Annotated in this window: 19 protein-coding genes; 15 read left to right on the top strand and 4 right to left on the bottom strand. The window is 63.1% G+C overall.

Features of this window, described 5'->3' with window-relative positions:
* Positions 1-606: 606 nt before the first annotated feature.
* Entirely contained in the window at positions 607-807 is a 201-nt protein-coding gene (locus HYG82_RS26930) for a hypothetical protein (RefSeq protein ID WP_179260183.1), read from the bottom strand.
* 382 nt (positions 808-1,189) lie between these two features.
* Between HYG82_RS26930 and HYG82_RS26925 the strand changes: the two genes are divergently transcribed.
* From HYG82_RS26925 to HYG82_RS26855, 15 genes are all read left to right on the top strand, one after another.
* A complete protein-coding gene (locus tag HYG82_RS26925; RefSeq protein ID WP_179260182.1) occupies positions 1,190-1,576 on the top strand; it encodes a DUF5789 family protein in 387 nt (128 codons plus the stop codon).
* Positions 1,577-1,705: 129 nt separating this feature from the next.
* Positions 1,706-2,317 carry a translation initiation factor IF-2 subunit beta gene (locus tag HYG82_RS26920; protein ID WP_179260181.1) on the top strand — a complete coding sequence of 204 codons (612 nt, stop codon included), beginning with the start codon at positions 1,706-1,708 and terminating at the stop codon, positions 2,315-2,317.
* A gap of 111 nt (positions 2,318-2,428) precedes the next feature.
* Positions 2,429-3,064 carry an HAD family hydrolase gene (locus HYG82_RS26915; protein WP_179260180.1) on the top strand — a complete coding sequence of 212 codons (636 nt, stop codon included), beginning with the start codon at positions 2,429-2,431 and terminating at the stop codon, positions 3,062-3,064.
* Positions 3,065-3,101: 37 nt separating this feature from the next.
* Positions 3,102-4,076: an adenosylcobinamide-phosphate synthase CbiB gene (gene cbiB / locus HYG82_RS26910; protein WP_235217839.1), complete on the top strand. Its 975-nt coding sequence runs from the start codon at positions 3,102-3,104 to the stop codon at positions 4,074-4,076.
* The gene (cobS, locus tag HYG82_RS26905; protein ID WP_179260178.1) at positions 4,073-4,840 is read left to right on the top strand and encodes an adenosylcobinamide-GDP ribazoletransferase; all 768 of its coding nucleotides are present in this window, start codon (positions 4,073-4,075) and stop codon (positions 4,838-4,840) included. Before cbiB ends, cobS begins: the two co-directional genes overlap by 4 nt.
* Positions 4,840-5,427: an NTP transferase domain-containing protein gene (locus HYG82_RS26900; RefSeq protein ID WP_179264385.1), complete on the top strand. Its 588-nt coding sequence runs from the start codon at positions 4,840-4,842 to the stop codon at positions 5,425-5,427. Before cobS ends, HYG82_RS26900 begins: the two co-directional genes overlap by 1 nt.
* A 1-nt stretch (position 5,428) precedes the next feature.
* Complete coding sequence (gene cobT, locus HYG82_RS26895; protein ID WP_179260177.1) at positions 5,429-6,595, top strand: nicotinate mononucleotide-dependent phosphoribosyltransferase CobT; 1,167 nt, start codon at positions 5,429-5,431, stop codon at positions 6,593-6,595.
* The gene (locus HYG82_RS26890) at positions 6,585-7,649 is read left to right on the top strand and encodes a threonine-phosphate decarboxylase (RefSeq protein WP_179260176.1); all 1,065 of its coding nucleotides are present in this window, start codon (positions 6,585-6,587) and stop codon (positions 7,647-7,649) included. Before cobT ends, HYG82_RS26890 begins: the two co-directional genes overlap by 11 nt.
* Positions 7,642-8,526 (top strand): adenosylcobinamide amidohydrolase, encoded by an 885-nt coding sequence (locus tag HYG82_RS26885; protein ID WP_179260175.1) that lies wholly within the window; start codon positions 7,642-7,644, stop codon positions 8,524-8,526. The genes HYG82_RS26890 and HYG82_RS26885 overlap by 8 nt, the downstream gene beginning before the upstream one ends.
* A 26-nt stretch (positions 8,527-8,552) precedes the next feature.
* Complete coding sequence (locus tag HYG82_RS26880; RefSeq protein WP_179260174.1) at positions 8,553-8,981, top strand: DUF8009 family protein; 429 nt, start codon at positions 8,553-8,555, stop codon at positions 8,979-8,981.
* A 161-nt stretch (positions 8,982-9,142) separates the two neighbouring features.
* Positions 9,143-9,379: a hypothetical protein gene (locus HYG82_RS26875; protein ID WP_179260173.1), complete on the top strand. Its 237-nt coding sequence runs from the start codon at positions 9,143-9,145 to the stop codon at positions 9,377-9,379.
* Positions 9,380-9,447: 68 nt separating this feature from the next.
* Complete coding sequence (locus tag HYG82_RS26870; RefSeq protein ID WP_179260172.1) at positions 9,448-10,209, top strand: fumarylacetoacetate hydrolase family protein; 762 nt, start codon at positions 9,448-9,450, stop codon at positions 10,207-10,209.
* Positions 10,210-10,416: 207 nt separating this feature from the next.
* Positions 10,417-10,929 (top strand): YkgJ family cysteine cluster protein, encoded by a 513-nt coding sequence (locus HYG82_RS26865; RefSeq protein WP_179260171.1) that lies wholly within the window; start codon positions 10,417-10,419, stop codon positions 10,927-10,929.
* A 122-nt stretch (positions 10,930-11,051) separates the two neighbouring features.
* Positions 11,052-13,139: a hypothetical protein gene (locus HYG82_RS26860; RefSeq protein WP_179260170.1), complete on the top strand. Its 2,088-nt coding sequence runs from the start codon at positions 11,052-11,054 to the stop codon at positions 13,137-13,139.
* Between the two features lie 70 nt (positions 13,140-13,209).
* Positions 13,210-13,494 (top strand): translation initiation factor eIF-1A, encoded by a 285-nt coding sequence (locus HYG82_RS26855; RefSeq protein ID WP_179260169.1) that lies wholly within the window; start codon positions 13,210-13,212, stop codon positions 13,492-13,494.
* Positions 13,495-13,775: 281 nt separating this feature from the next.
* Here the strand turns inward: HYG82_RS26855 and HYG82_RS44570 are convergent, their stop codons facing one another.
* The 3 genes from HYG82_RS44570 to HYG82_RS26845 all read right to left on the bottom strand — a co-directional run bounded on the left by HYG82_RS44570 (position 13,776) and on the right by HYG82_RS26845 (position 17,050).
* Entirely contained in the window at positions 13,776-13,949 is a 174-nt protein-coding gene (locus HYG82_RS44570; RefSeq protein WP_425495419.1) for a hypothetical protein, read from the bottom strand.
* Between the two features lie 566 nt (positions 13,950-14,515).
* Positions 14,516-15,595: a quinone-dependent dihydroorotate dehydrogenase gene (locus HYG82_RS26850; protein WP_179260168.1), complete on the bottom strand. Its 1,080-nt coding sequence runs from the start codon at positions 15,593-15,595 to the stop codon at positions 14,516-14,518.
* Positions 15,596-15,691: 96 nt separating this feature from the next.
* Positions 15,692-17,050: an MmgE/PrpD family protein gene (locus tag HYG82_RS26845; RefSeq protein WP_179260167.1), complete on the bottom strand. Its 1,359-nt coding sequence runs from the start codon at positions 17,048-17,050 to the stop codon at positions 15,692-15,694.
* Positions 17,051-17,132 lie beyond the last annotated feature (82 nt).

Here is a 17,132-nt window from a genome sequence, read left to right as displayed (position 1 = left end):
AGCAGCGTACCCGCTGGTAGCGGATCTCTACGTTGAGTAGGCAGCGATTTTGCTGGCGAGTTTCTCCTGAAAGCACTGGAAAACGTCCCAGTCCGATGCCGCATCGATTCACCCACACGATCGACGACACGTTCGTTCGGGCCCGAGTGAACGCGTTGCTTGCTGCTTTTCGGCAACGATAACAGTCGATCACTACCCGTAAGACGGGATTTCTGACGGGTCACACACCTCGACGTGAGCGTTTCCGCCGTATTCTCGAGGACTGCTTCCATCGGGGGCGGACGGGATATCGTTCCATCACTATCGAGTTCGCCGACCGTCGCCGTACCGGGCTGTGTTCGCGGTCGTGATGTCGCTATCGAACTCGTCGCTCGGCCGGCAGAGTCGCCGCGAGGGTAGTGCGAGACGGTGGTCGATTTCGGGCAGCCAACCGGAAGCGACCCGGTCTGGCGGACGGGCAGCCCAGAGTAGTCATCGACTGACAGTGCACGCCCCGGTCACGAATTCGCAGCCAGCGAGGATTCGCTGGTCCAACATGCGAGCGGTACGAAAATCGTTTCAACGACTTCGACAGGAGGATGTCTCGTGGCGTGACCTCGAGACGCGTCACTTCTCGCTTTCGTTCTCACAGGAAGTAGACATCATCGAACCGTCCTCGATAGCGGAAAACTCCGTACTTCCGCACCGACAGCCGTCTCTGCGGCCGATCGGTCGAATCGTTTCGTTCGAAAACTCCAGTGCTGCATAGAGTGCGCCACAGTGCTCGCATGCGGCTATCGTACGCCGGTTCGCGTCTGCGTCGTCCATTCTCGTCGTGACAGGTTGGTAAGTATTCTATAAATACCCACTGTGAGGAGTTCGATAACAACCTCCTTGTTGTTACTTCAGTAACAACACGAACGAGTTCGAGTTCGAGGACACAACTTCGGTTCTGATAGAGTACTCGACCGACAGAAAGGACAGTGAAACTCCTCCCCATCGACCACGAGGTGCCAGTATCCCCGTATCACACAGAAAATGGTGGGTTCGACTGCAGGTTCACATTGTGACGCTCTGTGTGGCGGTAACCCCCACGCAAACCGCCTCCATCGGTACCGGTCGGTGCGGAAGGTAACCGGAAGCGCATCGCAGAGCGGAACACGCATCCGCCAGCCGATCGCTTTTCCGACGGATTCCAGTACCCTCCTGTATGAGCGATGATGGACGGAGTCACGACCGAGTACAAGACCGCGCCGAACAGCGGAAATCCGAGCGGGCAGAACACACCGAATCGATCTTCGAGGACGTCGAACGCCACCTCGGCGAGATGGAGTACCCGATCACCAGCGAGGAACTCGCCACGGAGTACGGCGACGAACCGATCGACATGCCTAACGAGACGGAATCGTTCGGGGATGTCTTCGACCGATTGGTCGACGAGCAGTACGAGTCCCCCGAAGACGTCCGTGAAGCGGTTTACGGGGAAATAACCGGTGAGGCGGGCAGCCCGAACGAAGCCAACGCGGAACGCGACCTCGAGGCACTCGACGCGGAAAAAGAGGGCATGATCGGCGAGAGTGACGACGACGGATACTGAGTCGAGCCACCCGCGTGGATGGCTGACTGCACTACGACCTCCTTCCAACTCATCCTTCAGCGATCAGCGCGCAATCGGGTGGATTACGATAGCAGAACGGATTTACGTTCGCGTCGTCTGTTCTCGTGTATGGATTACGAATCGAGTCTCGACCGAGCGATGGAGGACGTTCCAGATATCGGGGGCGACGAACAGCGACTCCAGATTCCCGACCCCCAGACGCAGAAAGACGGTGCATTTACGCGAGTGACGAACCTCGACGAAGTAGCCGACGTTCTCTCTCGAGAGACCGAACACCTCCACCGGTTCATCCAGCGGGAACTCGGGACCAGCGGCAAACTCGAGAACGGCCGTGGTCGATACAACGGGACGTTCTCACAACGCGACATAAGCGCGGCGATCGACGCCTACGTCGACGAGTACGTCCTCTGTTCGGAGTGTGGGCTGCCGGACACCCGTCTGGTCCGAGAAGACCGAACGCCGATGCTGCGTTGTGACGCGTGTGGTGCGTTCCGACCGGTTACCAAACGCTCGACGAGCAGCCAGCAGCAACAGCAACAGGACGCCGTCGAGGAAGGCCAGACCTACACGGTCGAAATCACCGGAACTGGCCGCAAAGGAGACGGCGTCGCAGAGAAAGGAAGCTATACCATTTTCGTGCCGGGGGCAGACGAAGGCGACGTCGTCGACATCTACATCAAGAACATTTCGGGCAATCTAGCGTTCGCCCGACTCGCCTGATCGCGGTTTAGCCGGCCAGGGACGTTCCGTTTTGGTGGCTGTCCGAACGACTTCACTGGAAGCGACACGCGTATCGCGAAATTAAAGTCAGCTTGTGCTAGTGACACGACTGTGGGTGTATCGTTTGATCTCTTTGGAACGCTGGTGACCGCCGACGGGCCGGACGACCCGGCCGCAGCCGTCGCGACCGAACTCGAGAAACGAGACGTCGCAGTTCCGGACGATTGGGCCGACGCCTACGCGGAACCTCACGTCGATGCGCCCGAGGGGGCTGAAGTCCCGTTGCCGGCCCACGTCTCCCGCACGCTTGCAAGCCGCGGTGTCGATTACGAGCACAACGCGGCTAGACGGGCCGTCGTGGCGGCGTTTGATCCTACCGTCGAAACCAGGCCGGGCGCACTCGAAGCAGTCGAGGCCGCCCGTGAACGAGGACCCGTTGCGATCTGTTCGAACTGCAGCGTCCCGGAACTGGTTGGCCGGACGCTCGTCAGATCCGATTTCGAGCGCGACGACTTCGATGCGATCGTGACGAGCATCGGTTGTGGGTGGCGCAAGCCGGCGCCAGAAATCTTCGAACAGACCGCTGACCGACTTGGCATCGAGGCAGCAGAGCTCGTTCACGTCGGCGACGATTCCCGGACGGATGGCGGAGTCGAAGCCGTCGGCGGGAAAGCACTGTTGCTCGAGGACGTGTCGCTCGTCGACGTACCGTCGCGGCTGTCGTCGACGGACTCACAGCAGTCATGACCGAGTGGAGACGGGCTGTCAGCGCGGAGGGCCGGCCGTGACGCTGACGACGCTTGCCGTGATCGGCCTTGCGTTCAGTCTCGATTTACTGATCGGTGAGCCACCGACTGCCGTCCACCCGGTGGCGTGGTTCGGTCGATTCGTCGACGCCCTCGATCGGCCGTGGAGTACCGACGAACGACGGCAGCGTCTGTTCGGCATCGGAATCGCCGCCGCTGCTCCGCTCGTCCCCGCTGCGACCGCCGCCGGAGCCGTCCTCGTCGCGAGCGAACTCGACCCGATGGGCGGGGGGATCGCCGCAGCACTCGTTCTCTTTTCGACGACCAGCCTTCGATCACTGCTCGAACGGACGGCGGACGTCGTTCGAGCGACCGACGGTGACACAGAGCAGGCCCGCGAGCAAGTTATCGCGCTCGTCGGTCGCGACGTTTCGTCGCTTTCGCCCGGCGAACTTCGTAGCGCCGCAGTCGAAAGTGCTGCCGAAAACCTGGCGGATGGACTGGTCGCGAGTCTGCTCCCGTTCGCGGTTCTCGCACCGTTTTCGCTTCCCGCCGCGGCGGCGGTCGCCGCCTGGGTCAAAGGCGTCAACACGCTGGATTCGATGCTCGGCTATCCCTCGAAACCGATCGGCACCGCGAGCGCGCGACTGGACGATTTCGTGATGTACGTTCCCGCTCGAATCGCAGCAGTCGCAATCGCCGTCGCGGCGCTCGATCCGCTTGCACTCCCTCGAGCCCGACGGTGGGCACGGGTTCCACCGTCTCCGAACTCCGGCTGGCCGATGGCCACGCTGGCCTGTTCGATCGGCGTTCGTCTCGAAAAGCCGTCGGTCTACGTGCTCAACCCGGACGCCGACCTCCCGACGCTCGCCGACGGCGAGCAGGCCGTTTCGCTCGTCGGTATGGCTGCCGTCTTCTCGGTCGTACTGGCCGGTATGCTCGTGGCCGTCGAACCGGCGATCGGGACGGGACTCGAAACTCGAGTTCAAACGCTTGTCGTGGTGGTGACATGACCCTCGTTGGGCGCTGGATACGTGGGCTTCGCGGTGCGGTCGGATTTTTGACGCGCGTTCCGATCGACTACCGAGACGGGGACTGGAACGCGTTTCGAACGACACCAACGACGTTTCCCGTCGTCGGATATGTCGCGGGTGCGCTGACGGCGATACCGCTACTTGCGGCTGGGATGCTCGCTCCGCCGACCGTTGCGCTCGGCTATCTGCTCGCGGTGTACGCGGTGATGGGAATCCACCATCTCGACGGCGTCGCTGACCTGGGCGACGCGCTGGTCGTACACGGCGACGTCGCTCGCCGTCGCGACGTGCTGACGGACACGACGACCGGTGTCGGCGCGCTGCTCGCGGTATCGGCAACGGTCGCTGCCCTCGCGCTGGCCGGGTTGGGCCTGGCGGGGCTCTCGGTTCGCACAGCCGTCGGCGTCGCAGTCAGTGCGGAGGTCGGGACGAAACTCGGCATGGCCGCGATGGCCTGTTTCGGGGCGGCGAGCTACGAGGGGATGGGAGAACAGTTCACCGCGGCGTCCGCTCCGCGCTCTGTTGTCGCGCCCGCAGTCGTTGCCCTTCCTGCCGCTTTGCTCACCTGGCCCGATCCCGCCGCAGCGGTTGCCCTCTGTGGCGCCGTCGCGGGCATCGGATTGCCGTGGTACATGGCGAACCGTCACCTGGGGGGAATCAGTGGCGACATTTTCGGCGCGGCAAACGAAATCGGTCGAATCGCCGGCGTTCACGCGGGGGTGATCGCGTGGACGCTCTTGTGATGTGTGGCGGGACGGGAACTCGCCTCGAGTCGACCCACGAGAAACCGCTGTATCCCATCGACGGCACGGCGATGATCGATCGGGTGGTGACGGCACTTCGCGAGAGCGGAATCGAAACGATCTACGCCGCCGTGTCGACGAATGCACCATCGACGCGTTCACACCTCGAGCGGGCCGCCGGCGTGATGACGATCGAAACGAGCGGCGACGGCTACGTCCCTGACCTGATGGCGGCCCTCGAGCGAGACGACCTTTCATCGCCGGTCCTGACCGTCGCCGCGGATCTGCCGTTACTCGAGGCGTCGTGCATCGACCGGGTGCTCGCGGCCCACGGTAGCGGTGACGGCTCGCGGACCGTCTGCGTTCCGGCGGCGCTCAAACAGCGACTCGGAGTGAGCATCGACGCGCGACTCGAGCCCGACGATCACCTCGTGCCGACCGGGGTCAACGTCGTTGGCGACGCGGATGATTCGACGACTATGACCGATGTGTACTACGACATACGATTCGCGGTGAACGTGAACCGACTCGAAGACGCAGGAATCGCAGCCCGACGGCTGCGGGATCGACGTACTGCGGGGGGCTAGAATGCGAGTCCTCCTCCCCGCCGGAACGACCGAAACGGCCCTGATCGATGGGATCAGCGCTGCCGGAGCCACACCGGAGCTGATGGCGCATACTCCCTCGGCCGACGTCGAGATCCTCGAGTACGGCGAGCCGATCGCGTCGCCGGTGACTCCGGTGAGTCCCAGCGGGTGTCCGACACCTGCAGCGGTGACACGCGCCGTCTGGGAGGTCGTCGGCTTTAACCTCACAGTGATCGATGCGGGACTCGCCCGACCGACGGCTGCGCCGACGGTCGATCTCGACGTTCGGCCGGGCAACGATGTCCGAGAACCGATTGCCGTGCCCGACGCGGACGCCACCTTCGACCGCGCGTACGACTACGGCACGAGCCTCCCAGACGACGAGCTCCTGATCGGCGAGACGGTCCCCGGCGGTACGACCACTGCACTCGGCGTCCTCACCGCGCTCGGCGAACCGACCGGTGTCTCCTCCTCGCTTCCAGAGAACCCGATCGAGCGCAAGCGACGCGTCGTCGACGAGGCCCTGACCGCAAGCGATCTCGAGGCCGGCGATTGCGAGGGCGCACCGCTCGAGGCGGTCGGTGTCGTCGGTGATCCCGTCCAGCCGACCGTCGCCGGAATTACGGCCGGCGCGCTCGAGGCCGGTATCGACGTAACTTTGGCCGGTGGGACGCAGATGATCGCGGTCGCTGCACTGGTGCGCCACGCCGGGATCGACGCGGCGCTTTCGATCGCGACTACCTCGTTCGTCGCGGCGGAGCAAGGCGATCGACTGTGGGATGCCTGCGAGCGATTCGACTGTGATCTCACCGTCACGGACCCCGGTTTCGACGAGCGAGATCACGTCGCGATGGAGCGCTATTGTGCCGGCGAGGCCAAAGAGGGCGTCGCGATGGGCGGGGCACTCTCGCTCGTCCCGGAGGGCCGAATGTCCGACGTCAGAGACCGACTCGAGATGATCTGTGTCCGACTCGGGATCGATACCGAACCGGGACTCGAGTCGGGCGGTCGGAACGAGGGCGGATCTACGCCGTCGTCAGTGGGGATGGCGGACGCGGAAGGGACGGCCGCAGAAGAGATGGACGCGGAAGGGACGGCCGCAGAAGAGATGGACGCGGAAGGGACGGCCGCAGAAGAGATGGACGCGGAGGGTGATCGTGGATCCTGACTCGATTCCGGGAGAGAGTCGAGTCCCGCACGGCGGCGAACCCGACCGGAACCTGCTGGATTTCTCCGCCAATACTAACCCGCGAACTCCCGACGGCGTCGACGACGTATTCGCGGCCGCACTCGAGGACTCTCGGCGCTATCCGGACGACGAGTACCCCGATTTCCGATCTGGCGCGGCCGAGTACGTCGGTTGCGATTCGACGCGTATCGTGCCGACCCCCGGCGGACTCGCCGCGATACGGCTGGCGATGGAAATCGCACTCGAGCCGGGCGACGAGGCGCTGGTCCCGTACCCTAGTTTCGGCGAGTACGCCCGCGAAGTCCGTCTCCAGGGGTCGAAGCCGCGGTTCGTCCACTACGATGAAATCAGCGAGGTTGGCCCCGCCGTACTCGAGCCGTGTTCTCTGGTGGTCTGCTGTACGCCGAACAATCCGACTGGGGACGCGATCGATCTGGACGCGCTCGAGGCGCTCGCGGCCCGCTGTGCTCGTGCCGGGACGACCTTGCTCGTCGACGAAGCGTTTCTCGGGTTCACCGACCTGCCGTCGGCGGTCGAACTCGACCATGAGCACGTCGTCGTCGCCCGCTCGCTTACCAAACTGTTCGGCCTCCCCGGACTCCGCGCCGGGTTCGCCGTCGCAACCGGCGATCGACTGGACGCGCTCGAGACGGCCCGTCGCACGTGGTCGCTCGGGATTCCGGCGGCTCGCGTCGGTGCCCACTGCCTCCGACAGGGTGAGTTCGTTCGCGACACGCGCGAGCGCGTTGCCCGTGAACGAAAGCGGATGCACGCCGCGCTCGCGGAGCGGTTCGACGTCCAGCCGTCGGATGCACCGTACCTCCTCTGTGACGTGGGCGACCGCACCGTCTCGACGGTGATCGCCGATGCGCGGGCCGACGGCGTGGCGATTCGTGACGCGACGACGTTTCGCGGACTCGACTCGCACGTTCGAGTCGCCGTCAAGGACCGAGCGTCGAACGACCGGTTGCTCGCGGCGCTCGGCGCAGACGACTCGAGAACCGAGTCCGACCACGGGGCCACCGATGATTGAGTCGGAGCCTGCTTTCGACGCGATCCGGCGAGACGGCGTCCTCCGGGTCAGTCGACCGGAGACGGAGTGGCTTTCGACCGGCTGGAACGGCGGCCGTCGCGTCGCAGATCACGCGTACAACATTTCGGTTCCGGAGGGCTGGGACCGGACGGACCTCAGCGCGTACGTGGACGAACGGCTCGAACGGGCGGGCTTCCAGCGGACCGCCGCGGACGCGACTGGACCGGCTTTACTGACCGGTGTGGAGATCGAAGACGCATGCGGTGCACGCTGTGGTCCCGTGACAGCCTACGCGACCGCCGGGGTTTCGAACCCGGCAGCGTTGCCGATATCGCAGGACCCGTCGTCGGAGATGGATACGAAGATGAAATCGGAGTCGGAAGCGACCGTCCCCGAGACCGGACAAGCGGGTCTCGAGCGGGGTCAGGGTGAGAGACAGGGACAGAGACAGGGACAGGGACAGAGACAGGGACAGAGACAGGGACAGGGACAGGGGACCGTCAACGTCATCGTTGGCACCGAGCGGGCGCTCGCACCTGGCGCGTTGGCGAACCTGATCGCGGTCGCCGCGGAGGCGAAGGCGGCGACGTTGCTCGCCGAAACCGGCTTTCCGGGCACTACGACCGACGCGGTCGTCGTCGGTCACGATCCGTCGGGGACGCCGACTGACTTCTCGGGGAGCGCAACCGAAGTGGGTGGGGCGACGCGCGCCTGTGTTCGAGAGGCGGTCCGTGCGGCGTTGCGGGTCCACTACACGGACTCCGACGTGGTCCTTCCGGAGTCTGTCGCGGACGCGGCGTACGGTGTCTCGACGGACGTTCGTGCGGCCGTGTTTCGTCCGCGGGGACCAGACGAGGCCGCCGAACCCGAAGGTTAAACGACCCGCGCCCGTACCCGCTTTTGATGGCCGAGAACGACGATCCGACAGCAATTCGTTCGGTCGCACTCTCGCCGGAAGACGCCGCCGATGCGTACGTCTATAGTCGCGAGAATCCCGGGGATGCTGTTCTTCGCGTGACTCCGCCGTTTCACGGTCGAATGCGGGCCCGAATTCACGTCTACCGCGTCGACGACACCGAACTAACCGGTGCGGTTCACCTGTCGCCCGGCGACGTCATCGCGGACGAGGTCGTCGCCGCCTATCCGGGTCTCGAGACCGAACTCGCGGACAGTGTGGAGGACGATACGCCCGACGGAGCCGACGAGATCCGCAAGCGCCATGCAGAAGCCGTCGCAGAGTGGCAGGATCGTGCCCGCGAATCGATCGTCGACGTGATCACGCTCGAGACCGACGACGGCCCGCGCGAGGTCGACGTCAAACGGATCGGCTAAAGTGGCACGTCTACGTCCGCCCGTGATCCCGTCGGCAAATCGGAGGTCGGGTTCGTTCGAGCGACCCCGCGGCTCTGCTCGTATGACCGTCGTTGCGTCCCGCACTTTCACTTTCACTCCGGACGGGTCGGTTTGACATACTGTCGGTCTAACTGGAATGTATGTCACTGATCGTCGAAGCGACCGACGACCGGACCGATCGCAGCGAGGGGTACGATGAACGTGGGGACAGCGCATTCGTCGACTGGCAGACGGGAACGCGAAACCAGCAACGCCGGATCGACGTTACCGATGTACACGCGGCGGGTATCGACGAATTCGTCCGTTCGAACGTCGAAACGGACGCCGTCTCGCTCGAACACCGCGGCGGCCGAACGTACCTGCTACTCGAGGATTAACGGGCCGCGAACGGACCCCGTCGAATCAAATCGGTACGACTAATTCGTCGGCCCCGAGAGCGCCGCTAATGAAACTCGTGCGAATCGCGACGGACGACGGGCCTGTCGCCGGGCGGTACGAAGACGGTGTCGTTCACACGGACGACGGCGTATACGAGGTCGGTACGGATGCGGACTTTCTCCCACCGTGCGTTCCCTCGGCGCTGTACTGCGTCGGGCGAAATTTTGCAGCGACGATCGAACAGATGGAGTACGAACGCCCCGACGAGCCCGATTTCTTCATCAAGCCGCCCGCCTCGCTCGTCGGACACGAAGATCCGATCCCCTATCCGACGTTCACCGACGAACTCACCTACGCCGGCGAACTCGCGGCCGTCATCGATGAACCCTGCCGAAATCTCTCCGAAGCCGACGTACCCGGTGTCGTCCGCGGGTACACGATTTTGAACGATATGGACGCTCTCGATCAGGGCGAGCGGACGCCGCGAAAGGCCTTCGACGCGTCCGGACCGCTCGGCCCGTGGATCGAAACCGCCGTCGATCCGACGGGGATCGATATGTACACGGACGTCGCCGGCGAGCGCCGACAGGAAGCAAACACCGAACGCATGCTGTTCGATCCCTCCGAAGTCATCGCTTATCTCTCGCGCCGGATTACCTTTCGGCCCGGCGACGTCGTCTCCTTTGGCAGTCCTGCAAACCCCGGTCTGGTCGAACCCGGTGACTCCGTCGAAATCACGTACGAGGGCGTTGGCACACTTCGGAATACGGTCGTGAACCCGAGCGAACGAGACCGGTTCGGACTCGAGTCAGAGCCGGTCCGTCCGTAACTCCGTCTCGCGGCGTCTCCCAGCATTGACCGTTGACCATCCCATCGGATTGGAACGAACGGAAGATTCCGGGACTCGTGTGTATGACGAATTGAGCTACCCACGGCTAAAGCCGTGGGTTTTCTCCTGTGTCTCGTATAACGTGTCTCCGACCGATGGGGAACTCGGGTAGAAAGGCACTTGTGGACGAATCCCGACCCACGATACGTGAGCGCTGACGCCCCGCGACGCGTCGAAGTGTACCCAGACAACGAGGTCGTCGTCGAGTTCGATCCGGACCTCACCTTCGAGTGCGTCGACGATTGCACGTGGTGTTGTCACCACGGCGTTCTCCTCTACGACCGGGACCTCCTCGAGTTAGCCGAGCGAGCGAATCTCGCCGAAACGACGACGGACTTTCGCGGCGAAAAATTCGTCACGCGCGAAGAGAAAGACCGCGACGATCACGTCGCTGAAGACGGCCACGCCTGTGCCTTCCTGCGGGAGGACGGGCTCTGTTCGCTTCATCTCGAGGACGATTGGAAACCGACCCGGTGTTCCGTGTTCCCGCTGGGTGTCTGGCTCGAGGACGGCAACCTCCACGTGGATATCCGTGACTCGGCCCACGATCACTGCGAGGGGTTGAACGTCAGTGAGCGGCGGGTGGTCGACAACCTCGAGGCGTTCCTGCCGGCGGTGCTCTGGGACCTCGAGAACCCTGACTCGGATCGCGAACTGTAGCTGCGTCGCGAGCGGTCAGTACAGAAGGCTCTTGAGAAAATAGCATCACACAGCGGTATGGTCAGTAGAACTGTCGTCGCGTACGTCCCGGCGGTAGGGTCTCAGAAGAGGGATGATAACTCGTGACCGGCCACATCGAGTTCGACGTGGATCGCCGGGCTGTCCTCGGCGCACTCGCCGGCATCGGTGGGACCGCGCTGGCTGGCTGTTCGGCGTTCAACCGTGAGAGCGACGGCCAGACGAAGGGACTGGATGGCGAAGCCGCTCGAGAGTTGGCGTCGGAGTTCGCCCCGGCGTTGTACTTCGATGCCAACGAACCGTGGTTCCCGACGGACCCACGACCCTACGCCAGCGAGCGCGACGGCGAGACCGTCGTTATCGGGTTCGATGCTGTCGACGGGTACCACGGGCGATTCAGCGACGGGGACCCACCGGATCCGACGGTGTTCTACAACGCCGTCGCGTACGAGGACTCGCCCCTCGCCGTGGTCCAGTTCTGGTTCTATTCGGTGTTCGACCAGTTCACGACCAACTTCCACTGGCACGACTGGGAAGTGTTGCACGTCTTCGTCGACACGGAGACTGACGAGCCGCAACTGTACGTCGCCAGTTCCCACTCCCGGAAGGTGCCGAACAACGAATTCCTTGATCCGGATCCGGCATTGGTGCCACGCATCCTCTCGGAACTCGGCTCACACTCGAGTGCGCTCTCGGTCAACGACGTCCCTGATCGCTTCCAACGGGTCGCCATCGAGGACCTGGTGGCGGATATCACGAACACGGCGCTCGAGGGCGTCGAAGACCTCGCGGACCTCGAGTTACCGCTCGCGTACGGACTGCCGCGAGACGAGGGGTCACGGCTCCCATACCTTATCCCGGAGTACGAGGGGGACCCGATATACGAACACGAACGTTTGCCATCTGTTACCCGCGAGTCGCTGATCGACGACGATCTGACGGTCCGATCGTACGACACGCTGACATCGCCGCCGACGGAGCTGCCGACGCGCGAGACGGGGCTCGTCTTCCGCCATCGCGATCAGGAGGCCGACGCCGACGTCGAGTACGACCTCGTACCGAGCACCGAGGTCGAACATATCGCGGCCTTCACCGGACCGCAGTTGAGCTTCGAGTTCACCGTCCCCGACGTGGTCGAGGACGCCATCGCCGGCCATATCACGACGACAGGGACGCCGTGGACCCAGCCCCGCTACGGTAATCCGGCAGCTGACATCTCCGTTCCCAACCACCGGATGGCACTGGCTGACCGCTACGACGCCATCGGCGAGGCGGCACCGGTAAATAGCATCATCGCCCGCGTGACGGAGGCGGTCACGACCGACGATGCACCGGAGAACGAGGGGCTGACCACGACAGAGACGACCGTCGAGTCGGTCGTTCTGCTGGAGAGCGACCCCGAGGCCGTCCCGACGTTCGGCGGCATCGCGGTCGTACAGGACGTTCCAGCAGGCGATCATCGGCTGACAGTAAACGGTGCGGGCCGCGCGCCACACGGCGAACGCGTCGCTGTTTCAGACGACGGAACACCGACAGCAGCCGGCATCGGCGGCGAGATTCCATTGGTCGCCCGTGATCGCGCGACGAAGCTAGAAATCGGCGGCGAGAAGTCTGCGGCCGATCTCTCGACTGTCGCGGTCGAAGACGATTTCGCCGGTCGGCTGTACGAGTCGTCGGTAGACGGAACCGACGCCGTCTACGTCCACACCGGCGGGGCCTATACGACAGCGGTCCGGGACAGCGACGGCGCCATCGGCGCCTACCGGGTCAACCCGACTCCCGGGGGTAAGTCGACGGTCCGCATCGAACGCCCGGAGACGGGCAAAGCCCAGCTCGCGACGTTCGTGGCGGATATCGCCGACGAGACGCGGGAAGAGATCGCGTCGCTCGGCAGTGGCGGTGATCGAGGCGGTGGTTCGTCGAGCGCCGTCGAGGGACTCGAGCGCGCCCTCGCGGCCGTCGTCGAGGCCGCACGAAAGGCTGCCGAGGGGGCACGCGACAGTGAGCGAGGTACTGCCGACGCGCAGCTTTCCGCCGTTGCTGAGCGCCTCCAGCGGGTAGAGCAGCGTCTCACCGAGGCAAGGAGTGACTTGCCCGAGCCCCTCTCGAACGCGACGCAAAACCGGATAGAACAAGCCGATCGACGAACGGAGCACGCCCGAAACGTGAAAAAACTCTCCGCCGACAATTGAACGACCTCCATGCGAGTCACGGTATCATGACTCTCCCATGTTTTAAACGTCTGCCTCACGTAGGTAAGCTGTGACAGAAGAATCCGGGCGTCGGAACCTCCGTATGCCCAACAACGATGAAGTATTCGCCGTCGTGACCGAACACCTCGGTGGCAACCACGTTCGCCTCCGCTGTGAGGACGGCGAGGAACGGCTCGGACGCATTCCTGGGCGCATGAAATATCGCACCTGGATCGAACAAGACGACATCGTCGTCGCCGAGCCCTGGGACTGGCAAGACGAGAAGGCCACCATCGAGTGGCGCTATACCGGCCAGGACGCAGACCAGCTCCGCCGCGAAGGTCACATCGATTGATTCACTCGGTTTCGACCTGATACGTCGCATTCTCCTGCGTGTACCTATACCGGGCCTAGCATCGCGAATATCGAGTGTCGCGAATATCGAGTGTCGCGAATATTGAGTGTCGCGAATATCGAGTGCCATGAATTTGCTCGCTCGAGTGACCGGCGGACTGCGATTTCGAACGAATGTCCATGACCCACAGGTTCGCTGACGGCACCTGCAATCTGCTGGTCGAGAATGCACGCTCCGAAAAGGCGCCGAACGAGGCACCCGGGACGTGAGTCGCGTGCGTGCTAGCAGAAATATACCCAGTAGGTATGTCCCCGTGAACACGTGACCGTCGTGTATTCACCGTACGCAGCGACCGATTTTCGTACGGCGAGCGCTGTCTCCTCGTCGGGGAGTGAGATAGTGTTATTCTCCCCACAGTGAGGACAGGTAACCGCTTTCGTTGTGACTTGTTGCATCTCCATTCACTGTGGTGACATACACCATGAGCTCGCATAACGGTTGTTGTGAGGAAATCCAGACCGTTCACTTTTCTACGCTGTTGCCTGTAGAACCTGCAATCGCCAGTTTGTTCGTCACCAGTCTCGTTGGTTGTATGAACTCGATCCAAACGATCGAATAGTCACCGATCCTGGCCCCCGTGTGCCGCAGTTGGGTTCGATTCTATCGAACAACGATACATTGCAACAGCGGCTTTTTGCCGATCGACACTTCACATGACTCTGTCATTCGCAGCATACTGTTCCGATTGTGATACCGACGCGTGATGTCCGATACTTCGGGGCAATCGACCGATCGTACAAACCGTTCGCGACGAACCGTTCTGAAAGCTATCGGCGGAACTCGACTCGTTTCGCCCCCTGTTTGAGGTAGTGATTGACGAATGTACCGTGGCGCCCGGTCAGTAGGCATATCGGTCGTCGATGGATTGGAACCGGAACCTACCCGAAAACTGGCACTCGAGACGGATGTTCTCAAAATTCATCACGTCCACAGCACCGCCGGGGACCGCAGACGTCAACCGCTACGATCGATCGACGACGTCCGCGCCGACCGCGTCTTCGACCGAGGAGAACCCGTCGCGCTCGAGTATCTTGACCAGCCCTCGATTGATTCGCTTCGCCGTCGAGGGGCCTTCGTACACGAACCCGGTGTACAACTGGACGAGCGAGGCACCTGCTCGGATCTTTTCGTACGCGCTCGCCGCCGAATCGACGCCGCCGACGCCGATAATCGGTAGTTCGCCGTCCGTGTAGTCGGCGAGCGTGCGAATGACTTCGGTGGAGCGCTCCTCGATCGGCTTCCCGCTGAGCCCACCCCACTCCTCTTGTTGCGGTGACTCGAGGTCTCTACGGCTCGTCGAGGTATTGGTCGCGACGATTCCGTCGAGGTCGAACTCCCGAACGATGTCGACCAGATCGAACATCGATTCGTCGGGTGAATCGGGGCCGATTTTCACGAGTATCGGTACCTCTCGGTCGTTTTCGGCCTCGAGCGTTTCGAAAATCGAACGAAGGTGTTCGGGCGAGCCCTCGTCGAACTCGTCGGGCGTGTTCGGACAGGAGACGTTTACCACGACGTAGTCGGCAAACGGTGAGAGTCGATCGAACACACGACGATAGTCTTCGATCGCCTCGCGTTCGTTCGAGGAGTTCATCTTGCCGACGTTCACGCCGAGCGGAATCTCCGGTGTTCCGTCGCTCTCGAGCCGTGATTTGACCCGTTCCATTCCCTGGCCGTTGAATCCCATTCGGTTGATCATCCCCCCGTCCTCGAGCAGCCGGAACAGTCGGGGTCGGTCGTTGCCGTCCTGTGGATATGGCGTGACGGTTCCGATTTCCACGAAGCCAAAACCGAGCGCGGCCAGTGCGTGAGTCACCTCCGCGTTCTTGTCGAACCCCGCAGCGACGCCGACGGGGTTTGAAAATCTCGTTTCGAACAGATCGACCGCGAGCGCCGGATGCTCGTACTGGTACGCGCTGGATAGCGCCGCCCGTGTCGGCCAAGTCGACTGGGCCGCCCGGAGCGTTCGCTTGCCGAGGTCGTGGGCAGTCTCGGCCGGCAGTTTAAACGCCAGGGGCCGCACGCGCGAGTACAGCGTCATTATCAGCAATCGGAACGGCTGGCTGGTAAACGTCCCGAAACCTCGAGCGGAATCCACCTCGTCCGATTTCGAGGCGGATGCCCGCTCGGCTGACGGTTAAAGCGATTCGATGACGCTACGTACGTCCTCGACGCTCCGGAGGTTGTCGAGGGCTGTGATCGCGTCGTCGATCGCAACCGGTCTCGGCGCATATTCCGCACACATTCTGAACTTCTCCTGAAGTTCGTCGTTCGAAAGCGGATCGTCGTGCGTGCCGGGTGGTCGTTCCTGTGTGCGTTCGTATACGTCACCCGTACGGTCCGTCACAGCGACGTGAGCGGTGTTCGAGTCGTACGGCAAGTCTTCGTCGACGGACAGCGTGACGCGCTCGCGGACAGCCTGGACCGCAGGTTCCTCGATCCGATCAGCCTCGAATGCCGATAGACCGACCCCTCGACGGACGATCGCGCTGGCGATCAGGTACGGCATCGAGAACTTCGCCTCGAGACCCGTCCGCGGATCGTCGTGGGCGAGCGCATCGGCCGCACCCTGGGAGGCGGTCACGACGATGTCGTCGATGGCGTCGGCCCGAATATCGTTCGTTTCCGCGATCTCGGTCGCCGCGTAGATCGCGGCGTGCGTGTAGTAACAGCACGGGTACTTTTTGACGTCTATGCCGTCCTCGAGCAGCGCCCAGCGGGAGCCGAGGTCAGGTAGTCGCTCTTTGTCCGGGGGACTGTCACCTCGATAGAGGTCGAAGAACCCACGGTCGCCGTCGATCGCCGTCGAATCCGCCGTCGCTCCCTCGCTTGCGAGCAGGGCCGCGGTCGTCGCTGAACGAGCGGCCTGACCTGCGTGGATCGGTTTCGTCGTCGTCCCGAAGTTCCGCTTGAGGCCGGCCGGCATCGAGGCGGCGATATTGAGCGCGTGTTCGGTGCGGTCGGGAGATAGTGCGAGCAGTCGGGCGACTGCGGCAGTAGCGCCGAAGAGGCCGATGGTCGACGTCGCGTGCCACCCGCCTTCGTAGTGGCCGGGACTGATCGGTTTCGAGAGATACCCCTGCACCTCGAATCCGGCGACGTATGCGGTCAGCAACTCTCGTCCTGACGCTCCGTTTCGTTGCCCGACGGCTAAAAGCGGTGCAACCATCGGGACGCTCGGATGCCCGTCCATCGCCGCGAGGGCGACGTCGTCGAAATCTAGCGCGTGTCCCGCTGTCGCGTTCGCGAAGACGGCGTCGGAGAGAGACAGTTGTTCATCACGTCCGAGGACAGTCGTCTCGCCACGGCTGTCCCCCATCGCGGCGACGGCAGTCGTTCCTGCCTCGGCATCGGCACCGGCGAGCGTCACCCCAACGGTGTCCAAGATCGCCCGTTCAGCCAATCGAAGCGCTTCATCGGGAATCTCGTCGGTCGTACGTTCGGCGACGAAATCTGCAAGTTCCGTTGCGACTCCACTCGAGGGGGTCTCGGTCATTGGTGTCCTTTCGGCGGTCGGTCCCTATAATCATACGTGTCGGCGATACCAACGGGGTCTGCGGGTTTTTGAGACTGCCGTC

It is taken from the genome of Natrinema halophilum (genome assembly GCF_013402815.2).
GTDB classification, from domain to species: domain Archaea; phylum Halobacteriota; class Halobacteria; order Halobacteriales; family Natrialbaceae; genus Natrinema; species Natrinema halophilum.
Note: the sequence above shows the minus strand (reverse complement) of the source record. Positions and strands in the feature narration are given on the sequence as shown.

Bases quoted from the DNA above. Each gene is read 5' to 3' on its own strand.
- HYG82_RS26880 (WP_179260174.1), top strand. From the start codon at position 8,553: ATGGCCGAGAACGACGATCCGACAGCAATTCGTTCGGTCGCACTCTCG.
- HYG82_RS26875 (WP_179260173.1), top strand. From the start codon at position 9,143: ATGTCACTGATCGTCGAAGCGACCGACGACCGGACCGATCGCAGCGAG.
- HYG82_RS26925 (WP_179260182.1), top strand. From the start codon at position 1,190: ATGAGCGATGATGGACGGAGTCACGACCGAGTACAAGACCGCGCCGAA.
- HYG82_RS26900 (WP_179264385.1), top strand. From the start codon at position 4,840: ATGTGTGGCGGGACGGGAACTCGCCTCGAGTCGACCCACGAGAAACCG.
- HYG82_RS44570 (WP_425495419.1), bottom strand. From the start codon at position 13,949: ATGCAACAAGTCACAACGAAAGCGGTTACCTGTCCTCACTGTGGGGAG.
- HYG82_RS26870 (WP_179260172.1), top strand. From the start codon at position 9,448: ATGAAACTCGTGCGAATCGCGACGGACGACGGGCCTGTCGCCGGGCGG.
- HYG82_RS26850 (WP_179260168.1), bottom strand. From the start codon at position 15,595: ATGACGCTGTACTCGCGCGTGCGGCCCCTGGCGTTTAAACTGCCGGCC.
- cobS (WP_179260178.1), top strand. From the start codon at position 4,073: ATGACCCTCGTTGGGCGCTGGATACGTGGGCTTCGCGGTGCGGTCGGA.
- HYG82_RS26930 (WP_179260183.1), bottom strand. From the start codon at position 807: ATGGACGACGCAGACGCGAACCGGCGTACGATAGCCGCATGCGAGCAC.
- HYG82_RS26920 (WP_179260181.1), top strand. From the start codon at position 1,706: ATGGATTACGAATCGAGTCTCGACCGAGCGATGGAGGACGTTCCAGAT.
- cobT (WP_179260177.1), top strand. From the start codon at position 5,429: ATGCGAGTCCTCCTCCCCGCCGGAACGACCGAAACGGCCCTGATCGAT.
- HYG82_RS26885 (WP_179260175.1), top strand. From the start codon at position 7,642: ATGATTGAGTCGGAGCCTGCTTTCGACGCGATCCGGCGAGACGGCGTC.
- HYG82_RS26845 (WP_179260167.1), bottom strand. From the start codon at position 17,050: ATGACCGAGACCCCCTCGAGTGGAGTCGCAACGGAACTTGCAGATTTC.